General features: G+C 71.9%; 15 protein-coding genes. 6 read left to right on the top strand and 9 right to left on the bottom strand.

Annotated elements, in window-relative coordinates:
• Positions 1 to 133: 133 nt before the first annotated feature.
• Positions 134 to 8,587, bottom strand: coding sequence for an amino acid adenylation domain-containing protein (locus tag ACQP1P_RS35675; RefSeq protein WP_433077851.1), 8,454 nt, complete (start codon positions 8,585 to 8,587; stop codon positions 134 to 136).
• Positions 8,588 to 8,633: 46 nt separating this feature from the next.
• Positions 8,634 to 10,388 (bottom strand): non-ribosomal peptide synthetase, encoded by a 1,755-nt coding sequence (locus ACQP1P_RS35670; protein WP_433077849.1) that lies wholly within the window; start codon positions 10,386 to 10,388, stop codon positions 8,634 to 8,636.
• A 643-nt stretch (positions 10,389 to 11,031) separates the two neighbouring features.
• On the opposite strand from ACQP1P_RS35670, the gene ACQP1P_RS35665 reads away from it, so the two are divergent.
• Both ACQP1P_RS35665 and ACQP1P_RS35660 read left to right on the top strand, forming a co-directional pair.
• Complete coding sequence (locus ACQP1P_RS35665) at positions 11,032 to 12,375, top strand: hypothetical protein (RefSeq protein ID WP_433077847.1); 1,344 nt, start codon at positions 11,032 to 11,034, stop codon at positions 12,373 to 12,375.
• Positions 12,372 to 13,697: a hypothetical protein gene (locus ACQP1P_RS35660; RefSeq protein WP_433077845.1), complete on the top strand. Its 1,326-nt coding sequence runs from the start codon at positions 12,372 to 12,374 to the stop codon at positions 13,695 to 13,697. The genes ACQP1P_RS35665 and ACQP1P_RS35660 overlap by 4 nt, the downstream gene beginning before the upstream one ends.
• On the opposite strand, the gene ACQP1P_RS35655 is transcribed toward ACQP1P_RS35660, so the two are convergent.
• The 4 genes from ACQP1P_RS35655 to ACQP1P_RS35640 form a co-directional block, all read right to left on the bottom strand.
• On the bottom strand, positions 13,654 to 14,430 hold the full coding sequence (locus tag ACQP1P_RS35655) for a DUF4184 family protein (RefSeq protein WP_433077844.1): 777 nt from the start codon (positions 14,428 to 14,430) through the stop codon (positions 13,654 to 13,656). The two genes, ACQP1P_RS35660 and ACQP1P_RS35655, sit on opposite strands and share 44 nt — an antisense overlap.
• 507 nt (positions 14,431 to 14,937) lie before the next feature.
• Positions 14,938 to 15,873, bottom strand: a complete 936-nt coding sequence (locus tag ACQP1P_RS35650) for a hypothetical protein (protein ID WP_433077842.1) — start codon at positions 15,871 to 15,873, stop codon at positions 14,938 to 14,940.
• 204 nt (positions 15,874 to 16,077) lie between these two features.
• Positions 16,078 to 16,611: an SMI1/KNR4 family protein gene (locus ACQP1P_RS35645; protein ID WP_433077840.1), complete on the bottom strand. Its 534-nt coding sequence runs from the start codon at positions 16,609 to 16,611 to the stop codon at positions 16,078 to 16,080.
• Between the two features lie 89 nt (positions 16,612 to 16,700).
• Positions 16,701 to 17,513, bottom strand: a complete 813-nt coding sequence (locus ACQP1P_RS35640) for a hypothetical protein (protein WP_433077838.1) — start codon at positions 17,511 to 17,513, stop codon at positions 16,701 to 16,703.
• Between the two features lie 293 nt (positions 17,514 to 17,806).
• Here ACQP1P_RS35640 and ACQP1P_RS35635 point away from each other — a divergent pair, with 293 nt between their 5' ends.
• Positions 17,807 to 18,271 (top strand): polymorphic toxin-type HINT domain-containing protein, encoded by a 465-nt coding sequence (locus ACQP1P_RS35635; RefSeq protein WP_433077836.1) that lies wholly within the window; start codon positions 17,807 to 17,809, stop codon positions 18,269 to 18,271.
• Here the strand turns inward: ACQP1P_RS35635 and ACQP1P_RS35630 are convergent.
• The 3 genes from ACQP1P_RS35630 to ACQP1P_RS35620 all read right to left on the bottom strand — a co-directional run bounded on the left by ACQP1P_RS35630 (position 18,263) and on the right by ACQP1P_RS35620 (position 20,166).
• Positions 18,263 to 19,045 carry a transposase family protein gene (locus tag ACQP1P_RS35630; RefSeq protein ID WP_433077834.1) on the bottom strand — a complete coding sequence of 261 codons (783 nt, stop codon included), beginning with the start codon at positions 19,043 to 19,045 and terminating at the stop codon, positions 18,263 to 18,265. The two genes, ACQP1P_RS35635 and ACQP1P_RS35630, sit on opposite strands and share 9 nt — an antisense overlap.
• Before the next feature lie 200 nt (positions 19,046 to 19,245).
• On the bottom strand, positions 19,246 to 19,419 hold the full coding sequence (locus ACQP1P_RS35625) for a hypothetical protein (protein ID WP_433077832.1): 174 nt from the start codon (positions 19,417 to 19,419) through the stop codon (positions 19,246 to 19,248).
• Positions 19,420 to 19,986: 567 nt separating this feature from the next.
• Positions 19,987 to 20,166, bottom strand: coding sequence for a hypothetical protein (locus ACQP1P_RS35620; protein ID WP_433077830.1), 180 nt, complete (start codon positions 20,164 to 20,166; stop codon positions 19,987 to 19,989).
• A gap of 138 nt (positions 20,167 to 20,304) precedes the next feature.
• Between ACQP1P_RS35620 and ACQP1P_RS35615 the strand changes: the two genes are divergently transcribed.
• The 3 genes from ACQP1P_RS35615 to ACQP1P_RS35605 all read left to right on the top strand — a co-directional run bounded on the left by ACQP1P_RS35615 (position 20,305) and on the right by ACQP1P_RS35605 (position 22,553).
• Positions 20,305 to 21,468: an IS110 family transposase gene (locus tag ACQP1P_RS35615; protein WP_433074446.1), complete on the top strand. Its 1,164-nt coding sequence runs from the start codon at positions 20,305 to 20,307 to the stop codon at positions 21,466 to 21,468.
• Between the two features lie 138 nt (positions 21,469 to 21,606).
• Positions 21,607 to 21,990, top strand: a complete 384-nt coding sequence (locus ACQP1P_RS35610; RefSeq protein WP_350623344.1) for a DUF6283 family protein — start codon at positions 21,607 to 21,609, stop codon at positions 21,988 to 21,990.
• 161 nt (positions 21,991 to 22,151) lie between these two features.
• Positions 22,152 to 22,553, top strand: a complete 402-nt coding sequence (locus tag ACQP1P_RS35605; RefSeq protein ID WP_433077828.1) for a hypothetical protein — start codon at positions 22,152 to 22,154, stop codon at positions 22,551 to 22,553.
• The last annotated feature ends 98 nt before the right edge of the window (positions 22,554 to 22,651 follow it).

Genomic DNA, 22,651 nt, shown 5'->3' with positions numbered 1-22,651 from the left:
TGGCCTGGGCCCGCGCCGAGATCGTCGGCCACGGTGGGTCACCGGTCGGCGCTCGACGTCGCCCGGACCATCGGCTGGGCCGACGAGATCGAGCGGGCGCGGCGGGGGATCGGGGCCGCGCAGGCGACCGCCGTCACGACCTGACCGACGCCAGTTCCCGGTCCGCCTCGGCCTGCACCCGGTCGAGGTCGCCCTCGATCTCCGCACCCGCCACGGCGTCGGGCAGGTCGTCCTCCATCCGGCGCAGCGGCCGGTAGCGCAGGCCGAGCACGGCCCATCCCATGAGTACCGCGCCGACGGTCACGAGCAGCAGGCTCATGCCGCGCACCGGGCCGATCCCGGTGTCGGCGATCCGGTCGGCCAGCCACGGCGCGCTGACGTAGCCGGCCGGGGCCATCGCGACCGCGAGCATCTGGTTGGTCGCCAGCACCCGGCCCTGGAGCTCCAGGCCCACCTTGATCTGGATCAACGCCAGCCAGTGCGCGTTGAGGATGCTCGTCGACGCCCACCAGACGAAGATCCCGACGCCGACGACGAGGACCGCGGGCCGCAGCCCCATGATGAGGATGCCGGCGCCGACGCCGAGCACGAACCCGACCATGCCGGTGGCCCGCCGCCGGGTGCCGCCCCACACGACCATGACGACGGCCCCGAACGCCGCACCCAGGCCGCTCGCCGCCGTCACCAGGCCGACGTCCGCGGCGTCACCGATCGACAGCACCAGCGGGGTCACCACCACCGTCGCGATCGAGCTGAGGTAGTTGTCCACCAGGAAGAAGATGATCATCACGACGAGCGGGCGGCGCCGGACGATGTACCGCCAGCCGCCCACGATCGCCTCCCGGAACGTCTCCTCCCGGCGCCGGAACAGCCGGTCCGGGAAGCGCACCAGCAGCAGCGTGGCCAGCCCCAGCACGAAGGTGAACACGTCGATGCCCACCACGGCGGGCAGCCCGAACGCGGTGATCAGCGCGCCGCCGGCCAGCGGGGCGAGCAGCATGCCGAGCCCGGTGCCGAGCTGGGCGACGGCGTTGGCCTGCGGCAGGTACGGCTTGGGAACCAGTTGCGTGATCGCGGCCAGGTACGCGGGCCGGTGGAACGCCGTGACCAGCGACCCCGTCCCCACGATCACGGCGACGTGCCACAATCGCAGGCTGTCCAGCCACAGCAGGATGACGAGCGCGGCGACCGTCAGCCCGGCGACGGCGTCGCAGACCAGCATCACCCGGCGCCGGTCGAACCGGTCGGCGACCGCGCCGCCGACCGGCGCGCCGACGATGGCCGGCATCACCGCCAGCAGCGTGATCAGCGCGTAGTCGGCCATGCGGCCGCTGGCCTGGTACGCCCAGACGCCGAGCGCGAACGCGCTCAGCGCGCTGCCGATCAGCGACACCGTCTGGCCGGCGGCGACGAGGGAGAACGCCCGGAGGCTGCGGCGGGCCGCCGATCCGGCGACCGCCACGTCGGCGACCGGCGGCGGCACCCGCCCGGCCCGCCACGCCGCCAGCCGCCCGCCGATCAGCTCGGCGACCTGCGTCGCCTGGTGCTTGAGGAAGTAGTGGCCGGCGTGCGGCACCACGGCGAGCTCGACCCGGTCGGCGTACGCGCCCCACTCCCGGTAGCGCTCCTGGTAGAGCTCGGTGCTGCGGTCGCGCTCCCCGACGACGCACAGCACCGGGACGGACAGCCGGGTCCGGTCGGCGCGGGCGAGTTCGCCGGTGTGGAACAGCTGCGCCTGGCGGGCGTCGTGGCGCAGGCTGTTCATCATCGTCCGGAGGTCGGTGTCGTCGAGGTCGTCGAGCATCCCGCCCATGGCTCGCAGCACGTCGCGGTAGTCGCGATCGGACATCCACCGGTCGCTGGGCAGCACCCGGTTGAACCACGCGGAGAGCCGTCCGGGCAGCCGCGCGGTCGGGAACGCCGCTGCCAGCACCACGCCGGCCAGTTCGGCGCCGCCGGCCTGGAGCCGCTGCGCCAGCGCGACCGCCGTCGCGGTGCCGACGCAGTGCCCGTACACCATCACGGGCCCGGTGACCTGCTCGGCGACCTCGGCGGCCACCCGGTCGACGAGCTGCGGCAGCGGCAGCAGCGGCTCGTCGGGGCGGGCCGGGTCGTGCCCGGGCAGCTCGATCGCGTACGTCGCCACGCGCGGGCCGAGCGCCATCGCCAGCGGCCGGTAGGCCGCCGCCGACCCGCCGCCGTACGGGACGCACACGACGGTGAACTCGGCCGTGCCGGCCGTTGCGCCGAGACGGTGCAGCAGCCCAGCCGGTTCGCCGGACCGCCGGTCGAGGAACGCCGCGAGGTCGCGCACCGTTGGGTGGTTGAACAGGTCGATGACCCGCAGGTCCGGATCGGCCGCGCGGGCGGCCTGCACCGCCTGGAAGGAGTCGCCGCCGAGGGCGAAGAAGTCGTCGGTGGCACCGACCCGCTCGACGTCGAGCACCTGCGCGTACGCGGCGGCGACCCGATGTTCGGTCGCCGTGGCCGGCTCGGCGTAGGCGGCCGGCGCCGCCTCGGCCGGTGCGGGCAGCCGCGCGCGGTCCACCTTGCCGTTGGCGGTCAGTGGCAGGACGTCCAGGCCGGTGATGGTGCTCGGCACCGCGTACTCGGGCAGATCCTGACGCAGGCGCCGGCGCACCTGGTCCACGTCGGCCGTCCCGGTGATCCAGGCGGCGAGCCTGCGTTGGTGGCCCTCGCCGACCGGGAGCACGACGGCCTCCCGGACGCCGGGCAGGCGGCGCAGCGCCGCGACGATCTCGCCGGGCTCGACGCGGTACCCCCGGATCTTGACCTGGTCGTCGACCCGGCCCCGGAACTCGAGCTGGCCGTCGGGCCGCAGCCGCACCAGGTCGCCGGAGCGGTAGCAGCGGCGGGCGGGGTCCAGCGGGTCGGCCGGGAAGCGTTCGGCGGTCAGGTCGGCACGGCCGAGGTAGCCCCGGCTCACGGTCGGGCCGCCGATCCACAGCTCGCCGGGGATGCCGGTCGGCTGCGGCCGCCCGGCGGCGTCGGTCACGTAGAAGTCCACATCGGACAGCGGCGCGCCGAGCGGCACCGTGGACCCGGTGCGCGGTACCGCATCCACGTCGCACATCGACACCGCGACGGTGGTCTCCGACGGCCCGTACGAGTTGACGACCCTGAGGTCGGGCCGCGCCGCGCGGAGGCGGTCGACGAGGTCCCACAGCAGCGGCTCACCGGCCAGGATCAGCACCCGCCGGGGCAACACCCGGCCCAGGTCGCCGTGCGCGGCCAGCAGTTCCAGGTGGCTCGGCACGCACTTGAGGACATCGACCCGCTCGCGCTCCTGGTACGCGGCGAACGCCTCCGGGTCGGTGGCGGTCTGCCGGTCGACCAGGTGCAGCGTTGCACCGGTCGTCAGCGCGCCGAACAGGTTCGTCATGCCCAGGTCGGCCGCGTGGGTGGAGACCAGCGCGTAGCTCGCGTGGGGGGCCGTGCCGAGGTACGCGAGCGCCGCCGCCAGGTAGTGGGTGATGTGCCGGTGCTCCACGGCCACGCCCTTGGGCGCGCCGGTGGAGCCCGACGTGAAGATGACGTAGGCCAGCCGGTCCGGGCGTACCCCGGCGTCGGGCCGGTGGGTGGGCAGGCCGGCCCAGGTGGCGTCGTCGTCGAGGATCGCGACGGTCCCCTCCGCGTGGCCGGCGAACTCGCGTTCGGCAAGCGTGGCGACCGCGCCGGCGCCGCGCAGCACCGTCCGCACCCGCTCCGGCGGGTAGCCCGCGTCGACGGGCAGGTACGCCGCGCCGGCCTTGAGGACGCCGAGCAGCGCGATCGCGAGGTGGCTCGTGCGCTCGGTGAGCACCGCGACCGGCTGGTCGGCGCGCACGCCGCGGGCGAGGAGCCAGTGGGCGACGCGGTTGGCCCGCCGGTCGAGTTCGGCGTAAGTGAGCGTCGCGTCGGCGGCCACCACCGCCGGCGCGTCGGGGGTGGCGTCGGCCCACCGCTCGATGAGCGGATGCAGAACGCCGTCCTCGTGCGGCAGGGGCGGGCCGGTCAGCGCCGGGCCGTCGACGGGCGCCAGCGGGATCGCGCCGAGCTCGACGTCCGCAGTGGACAGCAGGCCGTCGAGCAGCGTGAGGTACCAGGAAACCAGCCGCTGTGCGGTCGGCTCGTCGAACAGCGCCGACCGGTACGTCAGGCTGCCGCGCAGCGCCGGGCCGTCGGCGGCGACGTGCCACGACAGGTCGAACTTCGCCTCGGTCTCCGGCACCGGCACGACCGTCGCCGGCCGTCCGGGGCCGAACTCCACCACCGCCGGGCCGGCGTCGTGCACGTTGAGGCTCACCTGGAACAGCGGGCCGGTGCCGGCGTCGCGGTCCGGGCGCAGCCGCTGCACCACCCGGTCGAACGGCACGTCGGCGTGGGCGAACGCGGCGAGCGCCGCCGCCCGGGCCGCGTCGAGCAGGTGCCCCGCGGTCGCCGCCGCGTCGACCTCGCCGCGGACGACCAGGGTGTTGACGAAGCAGCCGACGACGTTCTCGGTGCCCGGGCCGTGCCGGCCGGTCTCCGGCACGCCGACTGCGATGTCGCTCGCACCGGTGACCCGGGCGAGCAGCGCCTGGAGGCCGGCCAGCAGCACCATGAAGGGCGTCATGCCGCGGCTGCCGGCCAGCGCCCGGATCCGGCGGGCCAGCGCGTCGGGCACCTCGATCGGCACGGCGGCGCCGGCGGTGCCCGCGGCGAACTCCCCGCCCGCCGCGGGCGCCGGCGGCCGGTCCGTCGGCAGGTCGAGCCGGGACAGCCCGGCCAGCTGCCGCTCCCACCAGTCCAGGGCCGGACCGTCCGGTTCGGCGCGCAACGCGGTCGCGTGGTCGGCGTACTGCGGCGCGGGCGGGGGCAGCGGACCGGTGCCGGTGCGGTACCGGTAGAGCGCCGCGAGGTCGGCCAGGATCAGCCCGCGGCTCCAGGCGTCGGTGGCCACGTGGTGCAAGACGATCGCCAGGTGGTCGGCCCCGTCGGCGACCCGCAACAGCACGGCGCGCATCGCCGGGCGCCGCTGGAGGTCGAACGGGTGCGCCACCTCGGCGGCCAGCACGCGGTCGAGGTCGGCGGCGGGCACCGCCCGCTCGCGGACCGGCACGTCGGCGGCCCGGCCGATCCGGGCGCACGGCTGCCCGTCGACCGTGGTCACGGTGCTGCGCAGGACCTCGTGCCGGTCGGCCAGCAATCGGACCGCGTCCAGCAGCGCCGTGCGGTCGATGCCGGCCGGCAGGCGCAGGACGATCGGCACGTGGTAGGTGGGGCTGTCCGGGTCGATGCTGGCCAGGAACCACAACCGGGCCTGCGCCGCCGACAGCGGCACCACGGTCCCGGGCTCGCGCCGGCCGGCCGCCGGCGCCACGCCGTTCGCGGGTGGTGCGGTGCGGTCCAGGGCGGCGGCGAAGTCGCGCAGCACCGGGTGGCGGAACGTGAGCCGCGCGGGCACGTCACGGCCGGTGGTCGTGCGGAGCAGCGCCACGACCCGGGTGGCGGCGAAGGAGTGCCCGCCGAGGGCGAAGAAGTCGTCGTCCGGGCGGATGGCACCGGTGGCCGGCCCGCCGGGACGGCCGTCCAGGACCTGGCGCCACGCCGCGGCGACCGCCTCCTCCGTGGGGCTCAACGACACCGGGCCGGTGTCGACGGCCGTCACCGGTTCGGGCAGGCGGGCCCGGTCGACCTTGCCGTTCGGGGTCAGCGGCAGGGCGTCGAGCCGCACGATCGACGCCGGGACCATCCAGCGCGGCAGCCGCCGGCGCAGCTCGTCGCGCAGCCGCGCCTCGTCGGAGCCACCACCCGCGGGGCCGGTGCACCACGCCACCAGCCGGCGCCCGCCGGGCGGGCCTACCGGCAGCACGACCGCCGCGTCCACGCCGTCGAGCCGGCGCAGCGCCGCGGCCACCTCGCCGGGCTCCACCCGGTACCCCTGAATCTTGACCTGGTCGTCGGTGCGGCCGAGGAAGTCGAGGTGGCCGTCGGCGCGGAGGCGGACCCGGTCACCGGTGCGGTACCAGCGGACCCCGGACTCCGTGACGAACCGCCGCGCGGTCAGCCGCTCGTCGTGCAGGTAGCCGCGGGCGAGGCTCGGACCGGCCAGCCACAGCTCGCCCGGGAGTCCGGCCGGCAGCGGCGCGCCGGCGCGGTCGGCGACCCGGCACCGCCAGCCCGGCAGCGGCCCGCCCAGCGGCACCACGTCGGCGCCGGCCCGGTCGGTCACGGTCGACACGTCGAGGGCCAGGACGGCGACGGTCGTCTCGGTCGGGCCGTAGTGCACCTGGACGGCGAGGTCGGGCCGGGCGGCCCGGACCCGGTCGACCAGCTCCCACGGGCACGCCTCGCCGGCCAGGATCAGCAACCGGCGCGGCAGCACGTCGGCGGGCTCCGCGCCGGTCTCCGCGGTCAGCAGATGCAGGTGGCTGGGGACGAGTTTGAGCACGTCGACCGGGTGGCGGGCCAGGTAGCCGGCGAACGCGGCGGCGTCGGTGGCCGTTGCGACGTCGACGAGGTGAGCGGCCGCGCCGGTGGTCAGCGCGCCCAGCAACATGGTCAGCCCGAGGTCGGCCGCCTGCGTCGAGACCAGGGCGAACGATGCGGCGCCGGCCGGCAGCCGATCGGCGACCCCGGCGAGGTAGCGGGTGATCGCCCGGTGCTCCACGGCCACACCCTTCGGCGTGCCGGTGGACCCCGAGGTGAAGATGACGTACGCCAGCCGGCCGGGGTCGCACTCCACGCCCGGGTCCCCGTCCGGGCCCACCGGGAAGGTCTCCGGATCGTCCAGCCGGCGCACGGCGACCGGCAGGCCGGTGTCGGCGAGCCCGTCGGCCAGCGCCTCGTCCAGCCCGTCGGCGACGAGCACCGTGGCCGCGCCCGCCGCCTGCAGGAGGGCGGCCAGCCGCGCGGGCGGGTACGTCGGGTCGAGGGGCAGGTACGCTGCTCCGGCCTTGAGGATGCCGAGCAGCGCCACCGGCAGGTGGGTGCTGCGTTCGGTGAGCACCGCCACCGGCTCGTCCGGCGCCACGCCGTCGGCCAGCAGGCGCCGGGCGACCCGGTTCGCCCGGCGGTCCAGTTCGGCGTAGGTGAGGGTGCCGTCGGCGGCGACCACGGCCGTCGCGTCCGGGGTGGCCGCCGCCCACCGGGTGACCATCGGGTGCAGGGTGCCGCTCGGCCCGTCCACCGGTGCGCCGGCCACGGCCGGGTCCACGGTGCCCGGCAGCGACACCGTCCGAATTGGACTGTCCACATCGGATACGAGGCCGTCGAGCTGCGTCAGGAACCACCCGGCGATCCGGTGGGCGGCCGCCGCGTCGCAGTCCCGCAGCCGGTACTCCACCACGCCGTCGAGCGGGCCGTCGCCGGCGTCGGTGAGCCGCACCGTCAGGCCGGCCCGGACCCGGCCGGTGCCGCCGACGGTGACCGTCGCGTCCAGCCCCGGGAACATGGCCGGGTTCGGGTCGGCGGGGACCACGTTGAGCAGGACCCGGAACAGCGGCGTCGAGCCGTCGTCGCGGCGCGGGTTGACGCGCTCGACGATCCGGGGGAGCGGCACGTCGGCGTGGCTCAGCGCGTCGAGGGCCGCCTCGCGGGCGCGGGAGAGCACGTCGCGTGCGGTGGGATCGCCGGACAGGTCGGTGCGGACCACGACGGTGTTGACGAAGCAGCCGATCGCCGACCTGCTGCCGGGCTCCCGGCGCCCCGCCTCGGGAACGCCGACGGCGACGTCGGGGTCGTCGCCGGTGCGCGCCAGCATCGCCTGGAGCGCCGCCAGCAGCACCATGAACGGCGTCATGCCGTGCGTGGCCGCGACGGCGCGGACCCGGTCGGCGAGCGCGGCCGGCACGGTCAACGGCACCTGCGCCCCGGCATCGCCGGGCGTGCGGTCGGGCGCGCCGGCGGGCGCGGTCACCCGGCCGACCGGCAACGGCGCGGGCGCGAGCCCGGCCAGCCGCCGGGTCCACCACCGCAGCTCGTCCTCGTCGGGCTCCGGCGCCGGCCGGCGCGCCCGGACCGGCCGGACCGGCGCGGGCGGGCCGTCGCCCGCGTGGTGGCCGGCGTAGCGCTCCGCCAGTTCGGTAACCAGCAGCGTGATCGACGCGTCGTCCATGGCGACGTGGTGCGCGGTCAGCGCCAGGTGGTGCTCGCCGGTGCCGACCGCGAACAGCGTCACGCGCAGCGGCGGCTCCGCGGCGAGCCGGAACGGCCGGCGGGCGTGGTCGGACAGCGCGGCGGCGAGCGTGTCCGGGGTGACCGCGCGCTCGTCGACGGGCACCGCGTCGGCCGGCCCGGCCACGGCGACGGGCGTGCCGTCGTGGACCGTGACCGTGCTGCGCAGGGCGGGATGCCGCACGATCACGTCGCGCACGGCGGCGAGCAGCGCCGGCCGGTCGAGCGGGCCGACGAGTCGCACGACGATCGGGACATGGTAGGCCGGGCTGTCCGGGTCGAGCTGGGAGGCGAGCCACATCGCCCGCTCCGCGCCGGTGAGCGGCAACGTCGACTGTGGATGGTCGTCGGCATCCGCCGCCGGCTCGGCGGGTGTGAACGCGGCGAGCCGCGCCTCCAGGAGCGCGCGCAGCGCAGCCCGATCCTGCATCTGTTCCGTCATCGATCCGCCCCCCGTGGACGTTGCCCGGGCCCGGTCAGGCCTCGCGGGCGAGTTCTGTCAGCGCCAGCTCCTCGACCGCCGCGGCGAAGTCGGCCAGCACCGGATGGTCGAACAGCAGGCGGACCGGCACGGCGAAGCCCAGTGCCGGCCGCAGCAGCGCCACCACGCGGGCCGCCGTCAGCGACTGCCCGCCCAGCCGGATGAACTGATCGTCGACGCCGATCGTCTCAGCAGCGACGCCGAGCGCGGCGGCCCAGACGCCGACCACGAACCGCTCGACGGGCGTGCGCGGCGGCGTCGGGACCCGGACGGGGTCGGCCGGCACCGGCAGCGCCGCCCGGTCGACCTTGCCGGTCGGCCCGAGCGGGAGCTCGTCGAGCACCACGATCCGGCTCGGCACCAGGTGGGCCGGTAGCCGGCGGCTCAGGTCGTCGTGCAACCGGTTCTCGTCGATCGGCTCCGGGCCGGTGCCCTGGACGTACCCGACCAGCCGCCGGTCGCCGTCGGCGCCGGCCGGCGCGGTCACCACCGCGTGCTGGACACCCGGGCAGGCGGCCAGGAACGCCTCGACCTCGCCGAGCTCGACCCGGATGCCGCGGATCTTGACCTGGTGGTCGCCGCGGCCGAGGTAGTGGTAGACGCCGTCGACCCGGCGCACCAGGTCGCCCGTGCGGTACGCCCGCCGGGCCGGGTCGTCGGGATCGGGCGGGAACCGTTGCGCGGTCAGCTCGGGGCGGTCGAGATATCCGGAGCTCACCACGGGACCGGCGATCCACAGCTCACCGACCGTGCCGTCGGGCACCGGCCGTCCCTTCTCGTCGCGCACGCTCGCCACCGCCCCGGCGATGGGCGCGCCGATCGGCGGCTCGTGCGCGGCGTCCAGGTCGGCGCGCGTCACCTCGGCGACGAGGCAGTAGGTGGTGCACTCGGTCGGGCCGTAGCAGTTGACCAGCCGGGTGACGCCGGGGTTGGCGTAGATCCGCCGGGCCAGCGCCCGGGTCAGCGCCTCGCCGGCCGGGCTCACCGTGCGTACCGACGGCGGCAGCGGTGAGCTCAGCAGGACGGCGAGCACCGACGGCACCCCGTTGAGGAACGTGACCTCGTCGCGGGCGGGCAGATCGCAGAAGGCGAGCAGGGAGTCGGCGAGGATCACCGTGCCGCCGCTGAGCAACGGCGCGAACATTTCCACGACCGACACGTCGAAGCACACCGACGTGGAGGCGAGCGTGCCGCGCAGCTCGTCGGCCGAGTACGTCTCCACCGCCCACCGGACGAGATTGAGCGTCTGCCCGTGGTCGATGACCACGCCCTTGGGCTTCCCGGTCGACCCCGAGGTGTAGATCAGGTACGCCGGGCCGTCCCCACCGGCCGGCTCGTCGGCGCCGGCGCCGTTCGGCGAGGCGACCGGGCCGTCGCCCGGCACCACTGGGCGGGCGTCACCCAGCCACGCCGCGTCGACCTGCCGCTTGTCCACCAGGACATGCCGCAGCCGCGCGTCGCCGATGACGAAGGACTGTCGTTCGGCGGGATGGGCCGGGTCCATCGGTACGTAGGCCGCGCCCGCCCGGAGCACCCCGAGCAGCGCCGGGATCAGCCACTCCTCGCGGTCGAGGCAGACACCCACGTACTGGTCGCGGCCCACGCCCTCGCTGCGCAGCTGGACGGCGACCGCGTCGGCGCGCGCATCGACGTCGCGGTAGGTGAACCGGCGGGTACCGACCACCAGCGCGTCGGCGTCCGGCGTCCGGCGCACCTGCCGGGCGAACGCCACCTCGATGCGGTCGGGCATGCGGAGTCTCCTTTCCCGGGGCCCGGATCCGCGTCACATGTTCGTAGGCGCAGCGAACCGAGGTCGTCGAGCGGCCGCAAAGCTACCCAACACCGCTATTCGAAGACTAAGTTTTGGCTATCGCCGGACCTCTCTGCCGAGGTCACGCGGGTGGTGGCCCGGCCGGGTCCGCGGTGGCGGCGGGGCGAATGATCGACACGACCGGCCGGTTGCCGGATCCACGCACCGTCCAGCGGTGTGGCGACAGTAGGGTCACTGCTTGCACGGCGTCATCGGAGCCGTGACCAGCGGTTACCCACAACGCGAAGGTCGGTGCGTCGGCGATCTCTGGAAATGCCCGTCCAACTCGTGCCGATGCGATTTCGATCGCTCTTGGTAATCACCGTACGGGCGTACGCTTCGGCGGTGTGTCGTAATCGTCCACAGTGGACCTTGATCGTGGGCCTTGCGGGACGGGCGAGTCATGGGGTCGCTGGGTGTCGAAGCCGTGAAGCCGCAGGTTGGCACGGTCTCCGGGTCGGCGAAACCGTCGATCTGTGTATCTCGCCGACCATACCGCTGTCGATCCGGAATCGGTCGTCCGATCGGCTGTAACCGGGCGCTCGGCTTGGCCCGGTTGGCATTCATCGGCACGATGAGATGCGTGCGACGACTCTGGGGTCTGGCCGCCTCTATTCTTTGCGCTGCGATCGGCCTCTACATCGTGGTAGCTGGCATCGTTGCCCACGGCCGCCTCGAGCGCGCCGATCAGTTCGCCAGCGTGCTCGGAGTTCCGCTGGCGATCGTCGGCATCGTCCTTACCGTCGTGTTCGGCGTGCGGGAGATGAGGGCGTCGCAGGCGGCGAAGACCCAGCCGGTCGAGCCGTTACCCCTTCCCGTTGGCCCCAACGTGGTGCCAATGGCCGACGACGTTGAGCGGGACATCGACCGGCTGCGCCGAGCGCTCACCGTCGCCTACGACCGGCTATTCGGCGTCTCGGCGTTCGTCGCCGAGGTCGGCGAACTGCTGGGCAACCACGCCGGTTCGCGGATCGTTTCGATCTGGGGCGACGCGGGGACCGGCAAGACCACTATGGCATTCGAGATCGCGCGGCAGCATGCGACGGAGGCGGGCTTCGCGCGCGTGTTCGGCATCTCGGTGAAGTTCACCCACATCGGCCCGCTCGGCGTGCTGGAACCTACCGCCTCCCGGACCCAGCTGGAGTGGCGCGATCTGCTCGTCGAGCTGGCGAAGCAGATCGCGCCAGCCGCGGACATCAACACCGCCAATGTCGAGCACCTGCTGCCCGGCCTGCTCCCGGCCGTACCCTGCCTCATCGTCATCGACAACCTCGAGACGGTGCCCGAGGGTAAGGTCGCGGTCGAATACCTGATCAAGCGGTTCGCCGCCGGACCGCACCGCTTCCTGCTCACTACCCGCGAGTCCGTTGCCGCGGCCGGCGGGGGCCGGGTGAACGAGCGCCGGTGGCATGGCCCGTCGGAGGCGGACGCGAAGGACTACGCCCGCTATCTCGCACAGCTAGGCACCAGGCTAAACCCGAGTGAGACCGATCTCGACGACGTCGTGCGGGCCGCCGAGTGCACGCCGCTGCTGATCCAGATCATCGTTCGCTACGCGGCGGAAAAGGCGCTGACCATCCGCGAGGTGCTGCAGCGGCTGCGTGACATCGGCGGCCCGCTCGGCCGGAACCTGTGGCAGTACTGCTACTCCCAGTCGATGGATGCGCTGGCCGAGGGCGTCGGTTCGGAAAAGGTCGCGGCCCGGCTGATGGCGGTCTTCTGTTTCGTCCCGGCGGGCCGCGCGGTCGCCGACGGGGAGTTCTATGCCCAGAGCCGGATCGAGGACCGGGAGCTCTTCCTGCGGGCACGGGAGATCGCGTGCCGGCTCACCTTGGTCCGGGCGCTGGACGGGAACAAGCGCTTCACCGTGCATTCACTGCTGCGCGAACACTTCTGCTCGGGACCCGGCCGAAGGGCGGCGGGATGAAGACTTCCGGCGACGCCGAAGACGCAGACAGGTGGAAGCTCGCGGTCTGGGAGGAGGTCGAGGATCCGGGAGGGTGGCACCGGCAGACCGAGCTGCGGATCGGCGCGACCCGAAACAGCAAGGTCGGCGAGATCGGCGAGGAGTACGCCAACTTCGTCTATTGGATGCGGGAGCTGGCCCGGCAGCCTACGAAGGTGGATTCGCACCAGCTCTCCGACTGCGTTGACGAGCTGGTCCGGCTCACTGGGAACCTCGGCCAGCCGGCTGACGCGGAAGACGTTGACGCGGTGCTGCGCGATGCGATCGCTACCCAGTCGGCCGCCGGTGCGCCGGTCTCTGCGCTGCACCTCGCCAGGGCGTCCTATCTGGGCACCATCTCCGCTGAGAGCCCCGAACGGGGCCAGGCCATCGATGCCGCGGTCCAGACCGCCGAGCCGGACAGCCCGGACTGGGGCGCGGCAATGATCGCCAAGTGTGCCTACGAGGTCTCGGTCAGCCGGTACAACGCCGCGATCCGCACCGCCCGCGAGCTACTTCGCGCCGTAGAGCGAGGCTTGGACCCGATCTTCGAGTGTGGTGCCTTGACGCACCAGGGCACGGCGTTGTTCACGTCGTTTCAGGACCTCAAGGAGGCCGAGCGCCTGCTGCTGCGGGCCGTGGCCTTCGCCCCGCAGGCCCGCTCCAACGTCCGAGTAGCCCGTTGGGTGGCGACCGCGTACCACTACCTCGGCCGGATTGCCGAGGCTCGCGGCGACGACGCCAATTGCCTCAGCCTCTACCTGCTGGGTAAGGAGTACCAGGACCGGTGCCCTCAGGAGCTCGAGGCGGACGCGTTTCTGCAGTTGCGGCTGTCGGAGCCGCTGGCCAACGCCAACCTGTTGGAGTTGGCCGAAGATCACCTTGACGAGGCCGCCTCGCTGGCTCGGACGGGCGCTCATAAAGGCTCGGCCGGTGTCCAGGTCGACATCGGGTACGCCACCCTCGAGGCCAAGAAGGGCAACCTGACGAAGGCTGAAGAGGATGGCCAGAAGGCTCGGCAGCGCTGCCGGGACATCGCGTTCCGCCGCGGTGAGCTGCTGTGCCTCGGCTTCCTGTTCACCATTCGCTGCAAGCGCCGGCACTTCCTGCGTGCCGGCCTGACGCTTGCCCGCATTGTGCCCACGCTCGTCACCGGGGAACTGCGCCGGAACAATCTCCTGAAGCTGTGGGTCAACATCCCAGTGCTGTTCCGGCTCGCCTTCCGTCGGGTGTCCCGGGCGGTTGGCAAGCGCCCGGCCGTCAAGACCCCGACGGGCTGTCCCTGTCCCCTGCACGGCCGGTGAGGCGAACGGCCAGCCCGATCGCGGCGACGGCGAGGGCCGCGCCGAGGCCGCCGCGAGTGGCCGCCAGGAACAAGGCACCGCGGACGGGGTCTTCCTCGCCCCGAATACCGAGCAGCAGACCAAGCGCCGCACCGACCAGCGTCGCCGCGGCCACCGTGCTCCAGGCCAGGATCGTCCCCCGCGACCGGACCGGCGGCGCGGCGGCCGGGTCGCGGCGGCGGTGCCGGAGCCACCACACCAGAATCGCCAGCAGCCCGGCAGCGCCGCTGACGTACTGCGCCCACTCGTAACCCGGCAGGGGACCGAACTGTCGGGCCAGCCAGGGCAGCTGACGGACGCCCCACATCCCGCCGTGGGTGAAGCTGTCCCAGGCAACGTGCGTCAGTGCGCCGACGGCCAGGCCGGCGTAGATGGCCAAGACCCGACGGCCAATGGCCGCGACCGACCGCGGTCGTTCGGCGGTCCGTTCGCGGCCGACGCCCGGTCGGAGCGCGTCCAACGCCGGCGCGCCGAACAGGCGCCACGCCCCGTACGCCACGACACCGATGGCCGGGTCGAGCGACACAGCGCCGATGAGAGAGTGGGTCGCATCGCTGAGCGAGGTCACCAGGGCATAGAACGGAAGGTCGGGAGTGATGCTGCCGATCACCAGTGCGGCGGGTGGCACGTCACGGCGCCCGAGCGGGCGCAGTAACGGCAGGATCGCCGCGGGATGGCTTCCGGTAAATGGCATGTGCGCAACGGTACGTTGGTCCGTCGGTGTGCCGAGCTGGATGAGCCTTGCGGCAGGCCGGGCCACCTCTCTCAAGGCCGCTAGGCGCCCATGATCAGGAATACTGCACATCCGAATACATGCACGCCCCCAGCAAATCGCGTTGCAGCAGACGCAACAGGAAACGGCGACTCCGCTGTTCGCTGGTGTAGGCCCGCCGTGATGCGGTGCTCCGGGCGCGGCTAGGTCGTGAGTGTTGCTGTTGGTGTGGTGAGTTCGGCGAGGGCGTCGGCGGCTCGTTGGCGAGCCGTGGGCGTTGATGCGGGTGTAGTTGCGCACGAGGGTTGCGGGGTCGTGGCCGAGGCGTTCGGCGACTACGGGGAATGCCGTAGCCAAGGTCGAGGTGGTTCGTGGCGAGGAGCACCGCCTTGTTCGGACGCGATCCGGCCTGCGATATCGCCGGTTGACGCGCGTGGTGCGACCGCAGATGGCCCAGCGTCGCCCCCCGCACGAAGACGGCGGCATCTGTCAGGAGCTGCGGAGCCAGAGCGTTGTTCCTCCGGCGGCGACCACACGGCCGTCGGCGAGTTCAAGGAGCGCGGTGGGTGCGCCGTGGCAACCTAGCGGCTCCGCCGTCCACGTCCGGGATTCTCGGTGCCATGCGGTGGCGCACTGGCCCGGTGCGGCTTGGCCGATGGCGAAAATCTGCCCGGACCTCAACACCTTGATGGCTTGGAGGGGGCGGGTGCCCGGCGGTAGGGCGGCGTTGTCGGTGTTCCAAGTAATGCCGTCGGCGGAGGTCATCACTCGGGCCGTGCCGTCCGTTGCGGCGCCGATGGCGAGGAACCGGTCGCCGTCGCGTACCACATCGGTCAACTCGGTCAGGCCCGGTGGCTGCTGCGTCGACCAAGTGGCTCCACCGTCCTGGCTCGTCCAGACGATGGCCGTTCCGCCCGCCCGGCCGACGATGACGGCCGATCCGGATGGTGTGCCCGCGATGCCGAGCGGCTCGGCCGTGTCGGGAACCGGGGCCGGGAGGTCACGATCGGTCCAAGAGCCGCCGGATGAGAAGTACGCCGCCGGCTGCCTGCCGTGCCGGCCGACGGCGACGAACTCGTTGCGGATGACACCGACTGCGGTTGGTGTGTCGCCTGCGTCGTCCGGTGGTTCCCGCAGCCGGAGCCGTTCCCAGTGATCCGGGGTGCCGCGCAGCACGTCGCCCCAGCCCGAACCGGTCGCGGTGGATGTCACGAGCGTCATCCATGTGCCGTCGTGCTCGACGGTGTCCACGACGGTGTTGCGCTCGGTGATCCCGGGTGCTGCGGGCGGCAGTTCGGTTGGGCTGGTCAGCCGGGTCTGGTCGCAACTGCCGGTCCCGAGCCAGACGCCGACGTGCCGGCGCTTATCGGCGTCGACGGTGCCGATGGCGTAGAAGCAGCCGTTCGGAGCGGGCATGAGCAGCACTGCGGACGCGGTGGCGCCAGCTGGTACCGGGAAAGCGGCGAGGATGTTGCGCCAGATAGAGGTGTCAGCGGGAGGTTGGGTGCGGCATGAGGCGGTCGCAGCGCTGATCACGGCTACCGCCGCGATTGTCGCCCATCGCCCGGATCGCACGATGTCAGCGTACCGATCATGGCTTGCGTCGGTGGGTAGGTTCGGCGATGGAGGTCACCATTCGAGGTGCCCGTCGGGGGTGATCTCCACGGGGAAGCCGTCGGGGGTGACGCCGGTCTCGATGGTGTGCAGCATGGTGGCGAGGGTGTCGGCCAGTGACGGCCATGTCGGTTCGGGGGCGGGGGCACGGTCTTGCCAGTCGAAGGTGAAGACGGCACCGGCGGGATCGGCGGTGTCGACGACCAGGTAGCTGCTGGTGAACGAAGAGGCAGCGACGAGCCATGCGGCCGGCCAGGGCGACGGCGGTGCGGTCGACCCGACCCGGCGGTTCATCTCGGTGATCGCGGCCATGCCGCGGGTGTCGAGCATGGCGTAGCCAGGGGCGACGGTCATCCTGCCGTCGCCGTCACCGCCGCCGTTGTGCCAGCGCAGCATGGTGACGAGGTCGTCCGGGAGGGCGACGCCGAGTGTCCGGCGGAGCGCTTCCAGGTCCGCGTCGGTAGCTGGCGGGGCCAGTTCGCGGGCGGTGGCCGGGGCGTTGTTCCACAGCCAGTCCTCGATCCGGGTGAGGGTATCGGGGAGGTGCATGATGGGTGTTCCTCCTGGTGCCGACGGGCCGGTGTCCGGACGCGGCCGAAAGGGCGCGTGCGGACACCGGCGTGGATGGGTGCAGTGGCTCAGTTGCCGCGGGCCTCGAACTCGTCGAGCATCGTCCAGGCGTCGCCGCCGTCGACGGTGACCCGGACGTAGCGGGCTGACTCGCTGAGGTTGATCGCTCGGTAGGTCTTGGTCTGGATGCCGGCGCCGATGGCGGGCCGGTCGATGACCGAGGTGGTGCGGAAGTTCACGCCGTCATTGGACACTTCATAGGTCAGATGCGGTGGCAGGAACGTGTAGTCCGGCCGGACCTGCAGCCAGGTGGTGTTGACCTCGGTGATCGTCTTGGTCGTCCCGAGGTCCATCGGGAACTGGTAGGTGCCGGGGGCGTTGCGGCCCTGCCGCTCGGGTCCGTAGACCAGCCCGCCGTGCCTGCCGTCGGTGAGCTCCCCGCCGGAGTCGGGGTAGTGGGTGGCGTCGGCCGGCTTGGTGCTGGTGTACGTGCAGCCCGGCTGTCCCGCCGCGGCGCCGCAGCGGGCGTAGTTCACCGGAGCGGCCGGCAATGCCGGGGTGGTGGCCGACGTCTCGGCGCTCAGGCCGGAGCTGAGACCGGAGCCGTCGAATGCCTGGACCCGGTACCGGTAGGTGCGGGAGCCGTCGAGCTGCCGGTCGAAGTACGACGAACTGTTGCCGATGATGTCGGCGACGAGCTCGTCGTCGCGGAAGATGTGGTAGCCCGCGACGCCGGCCCCGGCGTCAGAGGATGTGTTCCACCACAGGTAGACCGTCTGCGGGCTGAGGGTGCTCGCACCGACCCCGCTCGGGGTCGACGGCGCGGAGCCGTCGGATCCGCTGCCGCCGTGGAAGTTCGTCGCCACTGCCGCAGTCGGCATCCTCGCCACGGTCGCGGTCGGTGCCCTGGGCGCCACCGGCGTCGGCTGCCTGATCGTGGCAGGCGCCATGCAGGCCGGCGCCGGCTACATGGTCGACGTGGTCCGCGGCGACGCCGAATCCTCCTGACCCGGCCTCGCCGACACAATGATCGAGGGCGGCCTGGACGGCGCACTGAGCGCAGGCGTCTCCAAGTTCACCGGCGGCGCGACCAAGTTCATGACCAAGCCGTTCAAGGCCGCAGGTGGCGCCGGCGGCTTGAAGAAGATGCGCGGCGGCGGAGGCGGCAGCAGCAATGAGGTCAACGCCCCCAAACGCTCCGCCGGTGGCGAGTCGTCAGGCGGCGGTTCACGCAAGGCCGACGAGCGCAGCAGCCGCAGCAGCCGTAGCAGCGACGACGCGGGTGACGGGAGCGGAGCCGGCGGCTACTGCCCGGTGCCCAGGCACAGCTTCGCACCCGACACGCTGGTCCTCTTGGCCGACGGCTCTACCAAAGGCTATCAAGGACGTCCAGTTCGGCGACCAGGTCCTCGCCGCCGACCCGCCGACCGGGGCGACCGAGGGCAAGATGGTCGAGGGCCTGCACCGCAACCAGGACACCGACCTGACCGAGGTCACTGTCCGTACCAAGGACGGCTCCGACGCGGTCCTGCACACCACCTGGTTCCACCCGTTCTGGGACGACACCCAGCACACGTGGATCTACGCCCAAGACCTGAAGACCGGCGACGTCCTACACACTGAGCCATTTTCATCCTGAGTAGCGGCTGGTCTCGACGTGGTGCAGGACGAGGATTGCCTGCACGATCGTGGTGGCTCGGCGCGGGCAGCAGCGCAGCTTGGTCAGGAGTTTCCAGGTCTTGAGGGCGGCGATCGCTCGTTCGCCGCAGGCGCGGATCTTCGCGAGCGCCTTGTTCACCGCCTTCTGCCGGCGAGACAGCCGCGGCCGGTGCCGATGGCGCTTGAACGGCGTCCGCACGGTTCCACCAGCGCCTTGGTAGCCCTTGTCGGCGAACGTCATGACGTTCGCGTTGGCCAGGGCGTCGAGGATGCCGTGGGTGCGGGCAGCGGTCAGGTCGTGCGCGGCGCCGGGCAGCGCTGCCGAGGCCCAGACGAGTCGTCCGGCGGCATCGGCGATGACCTGGACGTTGACGCCGTGCCGTCGATGCTTGCCGGAGTAGTACGGCCGCTGGTCCGCGACACGGTCGATCGGGATGAGGGTGCCGTCCAGAATCGCGAACGCGAGGGCACGGATGCGGGCCATCGCGGTGGCCAGGTCCTCGGCGGCCGCGGCGAGCAGGGCGATCGCTTCCTGGACGTAGCGCCAGGCGGTGGCCACGCCGACGCCGAACCCGGCAGCGAGGCGGGTGTAGGTGTCGCCGTTGCGCAGATGCGCCAGCGCGAGCAGGGCCTGACGGGCTGGGTCGAGGCGCCGCCACCGCGACCGGCGCTGACGGCAGTGCCGGCGGATGCGGTCGGCGAGGTGCGTGAGGGTTCGGCTGGACAGCGGGATTGTGGCGGGGTAAGACAGCACAGCGAGGCTCCCGGTCGGGGCATCGGATCTTGGTCGACTGCTGTCTTACCTGGAGCCTCGCCCTCATCGATCCCCGGGCTTGCCGCACCGGCCTTGAGCTGCAGGGTCAGGATGAAAATGGCTCACTCGGTAAGTGCCTTCCGTGGCAGGTGATCAGGGCCCTAGACAAGCCAGATCATCCCAGACGGGAGGCACTTCCTTCATTTCTGATCATGAACCACGGCCGACCTTAACGAAGGGCCGAGGTTAACCCTGCCGCAGCGACGCGCGCCACGATTGGAACCGGCCGTGTCCTGCTCGATGCGAAGGCCGATATCGAGGCGTTCGCCCAGCTTTGTGATCTCGATCCCGTCTTCTCGCTGCACGTTCCCCACGCCCGCGATGTGACGTTTGTGGGCCTTGAGCTGGCCTCTGACCATAAGAACTTCGCGAACTCTTGTCACAACCGAGCGCCCGAACGAGCGGTCGCGGCAACTTTCACACCAAACAATCCCGCGATCACCGGGCACTGCCCGCGCCCTCAGCGGCATGAGCGCGCACGGTTCGCGGCCGCCGCACTGCCTTATGACCGGCTGGCTCAGGATTGCTCGGGAACCACGTAGGGAGCCGGTGGTCGATCGTATTCACCTAAGGCGTACCGCAGCCGGTGATTGAGATCGTTGATGGCTTGCCGGAGGTCTCGTTCGGTTCCACCGGGCGGCAACAATCGTGCGCGCTCGAGACGCTCCCGAAGGGTACCGGCCAACTGCGAGCTGGCGTGGCCGGCCATGAGCTCGCCCTCAATGACGGCGAGAATGCCGATCAACGCCGACAGATCCTGAGCCTCGCAACTTCGCGGAGCTGGACATGCTGCCGAACCTGCACTCATACCCCGCACCCTAGCGAAGGGCGTAGCCAGGAGAAGCGAATCGCAAGCGCCTTCGCGCCCTGGCAGCGCCTGATCAGAACGTCGGGCGCTGAGCCGGCCACTCGTGCCAGCAGCGATCACAATCCGGCATAGTGCAGTGCATCCAGCCGCCGCAGATCTCATCCGGCCCCCACAGCACGTGCTCGCTGATCGGGTGCGGGCACTGGTCACACACCACCGGCGGCGAGAACCGCTCAGGTTCGCGATCGATCACCGCCACATTGTCACCCGCGAAGGCCATCAGCAGAGGTCGACCAACTCGGCCAATGCCGGACGTCCGCAGCGGCTGCCCAGCTCAAAGTAGCGCTGCCCTCCCGCTGAACCCCGGTTCGGTCACAGCGAGGAGGAACGCGTGGGACGCGTCATCATCGGGATGGACCCGCACAAACGGTCGGCGACGATCGAGATCATCGACGATCGGGAAACGGTCTTGGCGGGTGATCGGTTCGGCACCGACCGGGACGGCTATCGTGCGATGCTTGCTCTCGGCCGGCGGCATCCGGAACGGCTCTGGGCGGTGGAAGGCTGCAACGGCATCGGCCGGCACATCGCGCAGCGGCTCGTCGCTGACGGCGAGACCGTGGTGGACGTGCCCCCGAAACTGTCCGCCCGGGCCAGGGTGTTCGCCACCGGCAACGGCCGCAAGACCGACCCGGTCGACGCGCACAGTGTGGCCGTGGCAGCGTTGCGCACCAAGGGATTGCGGCACATTGTCGCCGACGACGAGACGGTGGTGTTGCGGCTGCTCGTGGACCGCCGCGACGAGCTCGGCCGGGCCCGGACCGACCTGGTCAACCGCATCCACAAGCTTCTGCTGGAACTGCTGCCCGGCGGAGCCAAGACGTTCCTGTCCGCCGATCAGGCCCGAGCACTGCTGGCCACCATCCGGCCGCGTGACCTCGTCGGGCGAACCCGCCGCCGGCTGGCGTCCGAACTGGTCGGTGAACTGGTCCAGGTCGACAAGAAGATCAAAGCGGCGAAGCAGGAACTGACCGAGCTGGTCAACGACAGCGGCAGCAGCCTGCTCGAACTCAACGGCATCGGCCCGTCCGGCGCGGCCCGCCTGCTCGGCGACATCGGTGATATCCGCCGCTTCACCAGCCGCGCCCATTTCGCGTCCTGGAACGGCACCGCACCCCTGGACGCCTCGTCCGGGGATCAGCAACGCCACCGCCTGTCCCGGGCCGGGAACCGGCGCATCAACCGCGTCCTGCACATCATGGCCATCGTCCAGCTCCGCCACGACACGCTCGGCCGCGCCTACTACCGCCGTCGCCTCGCCGAAGGCAAGACCGCGATGGAAGCCATCCGGGCGCTGAAACGGCGCCTGTCCGACGTCGTCTACCGGCGCATGCTCGGCGATATCCAGCGGCTGGAGACGGGCCCGGGAGGACAACCGGGGGCGACTCTGCAATCCAGCGCGGCTGACCCAAACCCCGAGGTCAACACTTCGGAACAGTCACTTCCCGGACCCGCCGACCACCACCCTAGAACACCGAACTCACACGCCGCTTGACAAAGAGGGGCGCCAGATCAGCAAGCCGGACGATCCTCAAGTCATGACGTTGCGTAGCGAGCGGATCGCGGCAGATGCGCGCACCCGAGGCGGGTCGGCGAATGGTTCGGGTCCGGTCGCGATCGTAGGGTGACGGGCATGGTCGAACCGGCGCCGCTCCCGCATCGGGGCTTCCCCTGCGATGAGTGCCCGTTCCGTGTAGATAATGCCGATAACGCAGCTGCAAAGTTCCCGGCCGAGCGATGGGCTGACCTCGCTGTCACCGTTCGTGATCCGGCGACAGGACGGCAGCCTATGCTCGGCGACGACCTGTTCGGCTGCCACAAAGGCACTCCGGGAACCAACGCGGACCTTGCTTGTGCTGGCTGGCTTGCTCGATTCGGCGGCGATCATGTCGGCGTGCGTGTCGCCATCGTCGGTGGACGGCTTCCGGAAAGCGCGCTCGAGCCGGGAGCCAACTGGCCGGCGTTGTACAACACCTGGGAAGACGTCCTTGACGCCCAGACGATGCCGGAGCAATAAGCTGCACCACGCTCGGGTCCGCACGGCCGCCGTCGCGCCGCGCGAAGACAGCGGCTATGAGCGCACCGTCGGCGGTTGCCCAGCACGTCGACATGGCCGTGGTCGCCGCGATTAGGTCACACGAGCATGAAGTACTCCCGGGTGTGGTCTACGCTAACCGCGTGGTTGAACGTGTTCAAGTAGCGCTGACACCGGTCGCCTGGGATCGGCTCACCGTGGGGGCCGGGGCCGGCTACGCCACGCTCGTGTCGGTGCCACTGGCGGTCGGGTATCCGGAGTCGACGCCGCTGTACGTCATCTGTGTGCTGCTGACGGTGGTTCCGCTGGCGTGCCGGGACCATCTGGACTTCCGGGCCGCGTGCCTGCTGGTCACCGTCGTGCTGGTGCCGATGGCGCTGTGCGGGATGTTCTTCGGCCTGTTCGTGTACATGCCGGCCGCGCTGCCGTTGGTCCTGGCCGCGCTGCCGACGCCGAAGCGGTACCAGCGTCAAAAGCTTGTCGCGGTCGGGGTCGTGCTCGCCGCGGTCCTCGTGCTGTTCGCCATCCAGTTCGCCCGATTCTAAACGATTCTTGATGCCAGCCGGTCAGGCCTCGCCTCATCCTGTCGGGTTCTGCGGCCCATCGCAGCCGGCCTTGATCGTCAACCACGGAGGCTACATCT

The sequence above is a fragment of the Dactylosporangium sp. CA-052675 genome (assembly GCF_050947935.1).
GTDB lineage: Bacteria > Actinomycetota > Actinomycetes > Mycobacteriales > Micromonosporaceae > Dactylosporangium.
Note: the sequence above shows the minus strand (reverse complement) of the source record. Positions and strands in the feature narration are given on the sequence as shown.

Excerpts from the sequence above, each read along its gene's own strand:
- ACQP1P_RS35675 (WP_433077851.1), bottom strand. The coding sequence starts at position 8,587 with ATGCAGGATCGGGCTGCGCTGCGCGCGCTCCTGGAGGCGCGGCTCGCC.
- ACQP1P_RS35670 (WP_433077849.1), bottom strand. The coding sequence starts at position 10,388 with ATGCCCGACCGCATCGAGGTGGCGTTCGCCCGGCAGGTGCGCCGGACG.
- ACQP1P_RS35660 (WP_433077845.1), top strand. The coding sequence starts at position 12,372 with ATGAAGACTTCCGGCGACGCCGAAGACGCAGACAGGTGGAAGCTCGCG.
- ACQP1P_RS35655 (WP_433077844.1), bottom strand. The coding sequence starts at position 14,430 with ATGCCATTTACCGGAAGCCATCCCGCGGCGATCCTGCCGTTACTGCGC.
- ACQP1P_RS35645 (WP_433077840.1), bottom strand. The coding sequence starts at position 16,611 with ATGCACCTCCCCGATACCCTCACCCGGATCGAGGACTGGCTGTGGAAC.
- ACQP1P_RS35640 (WP_433077838.1), bottom strand. The coding sequence starts at position 17,513 with ATGCCGACTGCGGCAGTGGCGACGAACTTCCACGGCGGCAGCGGATCC.
- ACQP1P_RS35635 (WP_433077836.1), top strand. The coding sequence starts at position 17,807 with ATGAGGTCAACGCCCCCAAACGCTCCGCCGGTGGCGAGTCGTCAGGCG.
- ACQP1P_RS35610 (WP_350623344.1), top strand. The coding sequence starts at position 21,607 with ATGGTCGAACCGGCGCCGCTCCCGCATCGGGGCTTCCCCTGCGATGAG.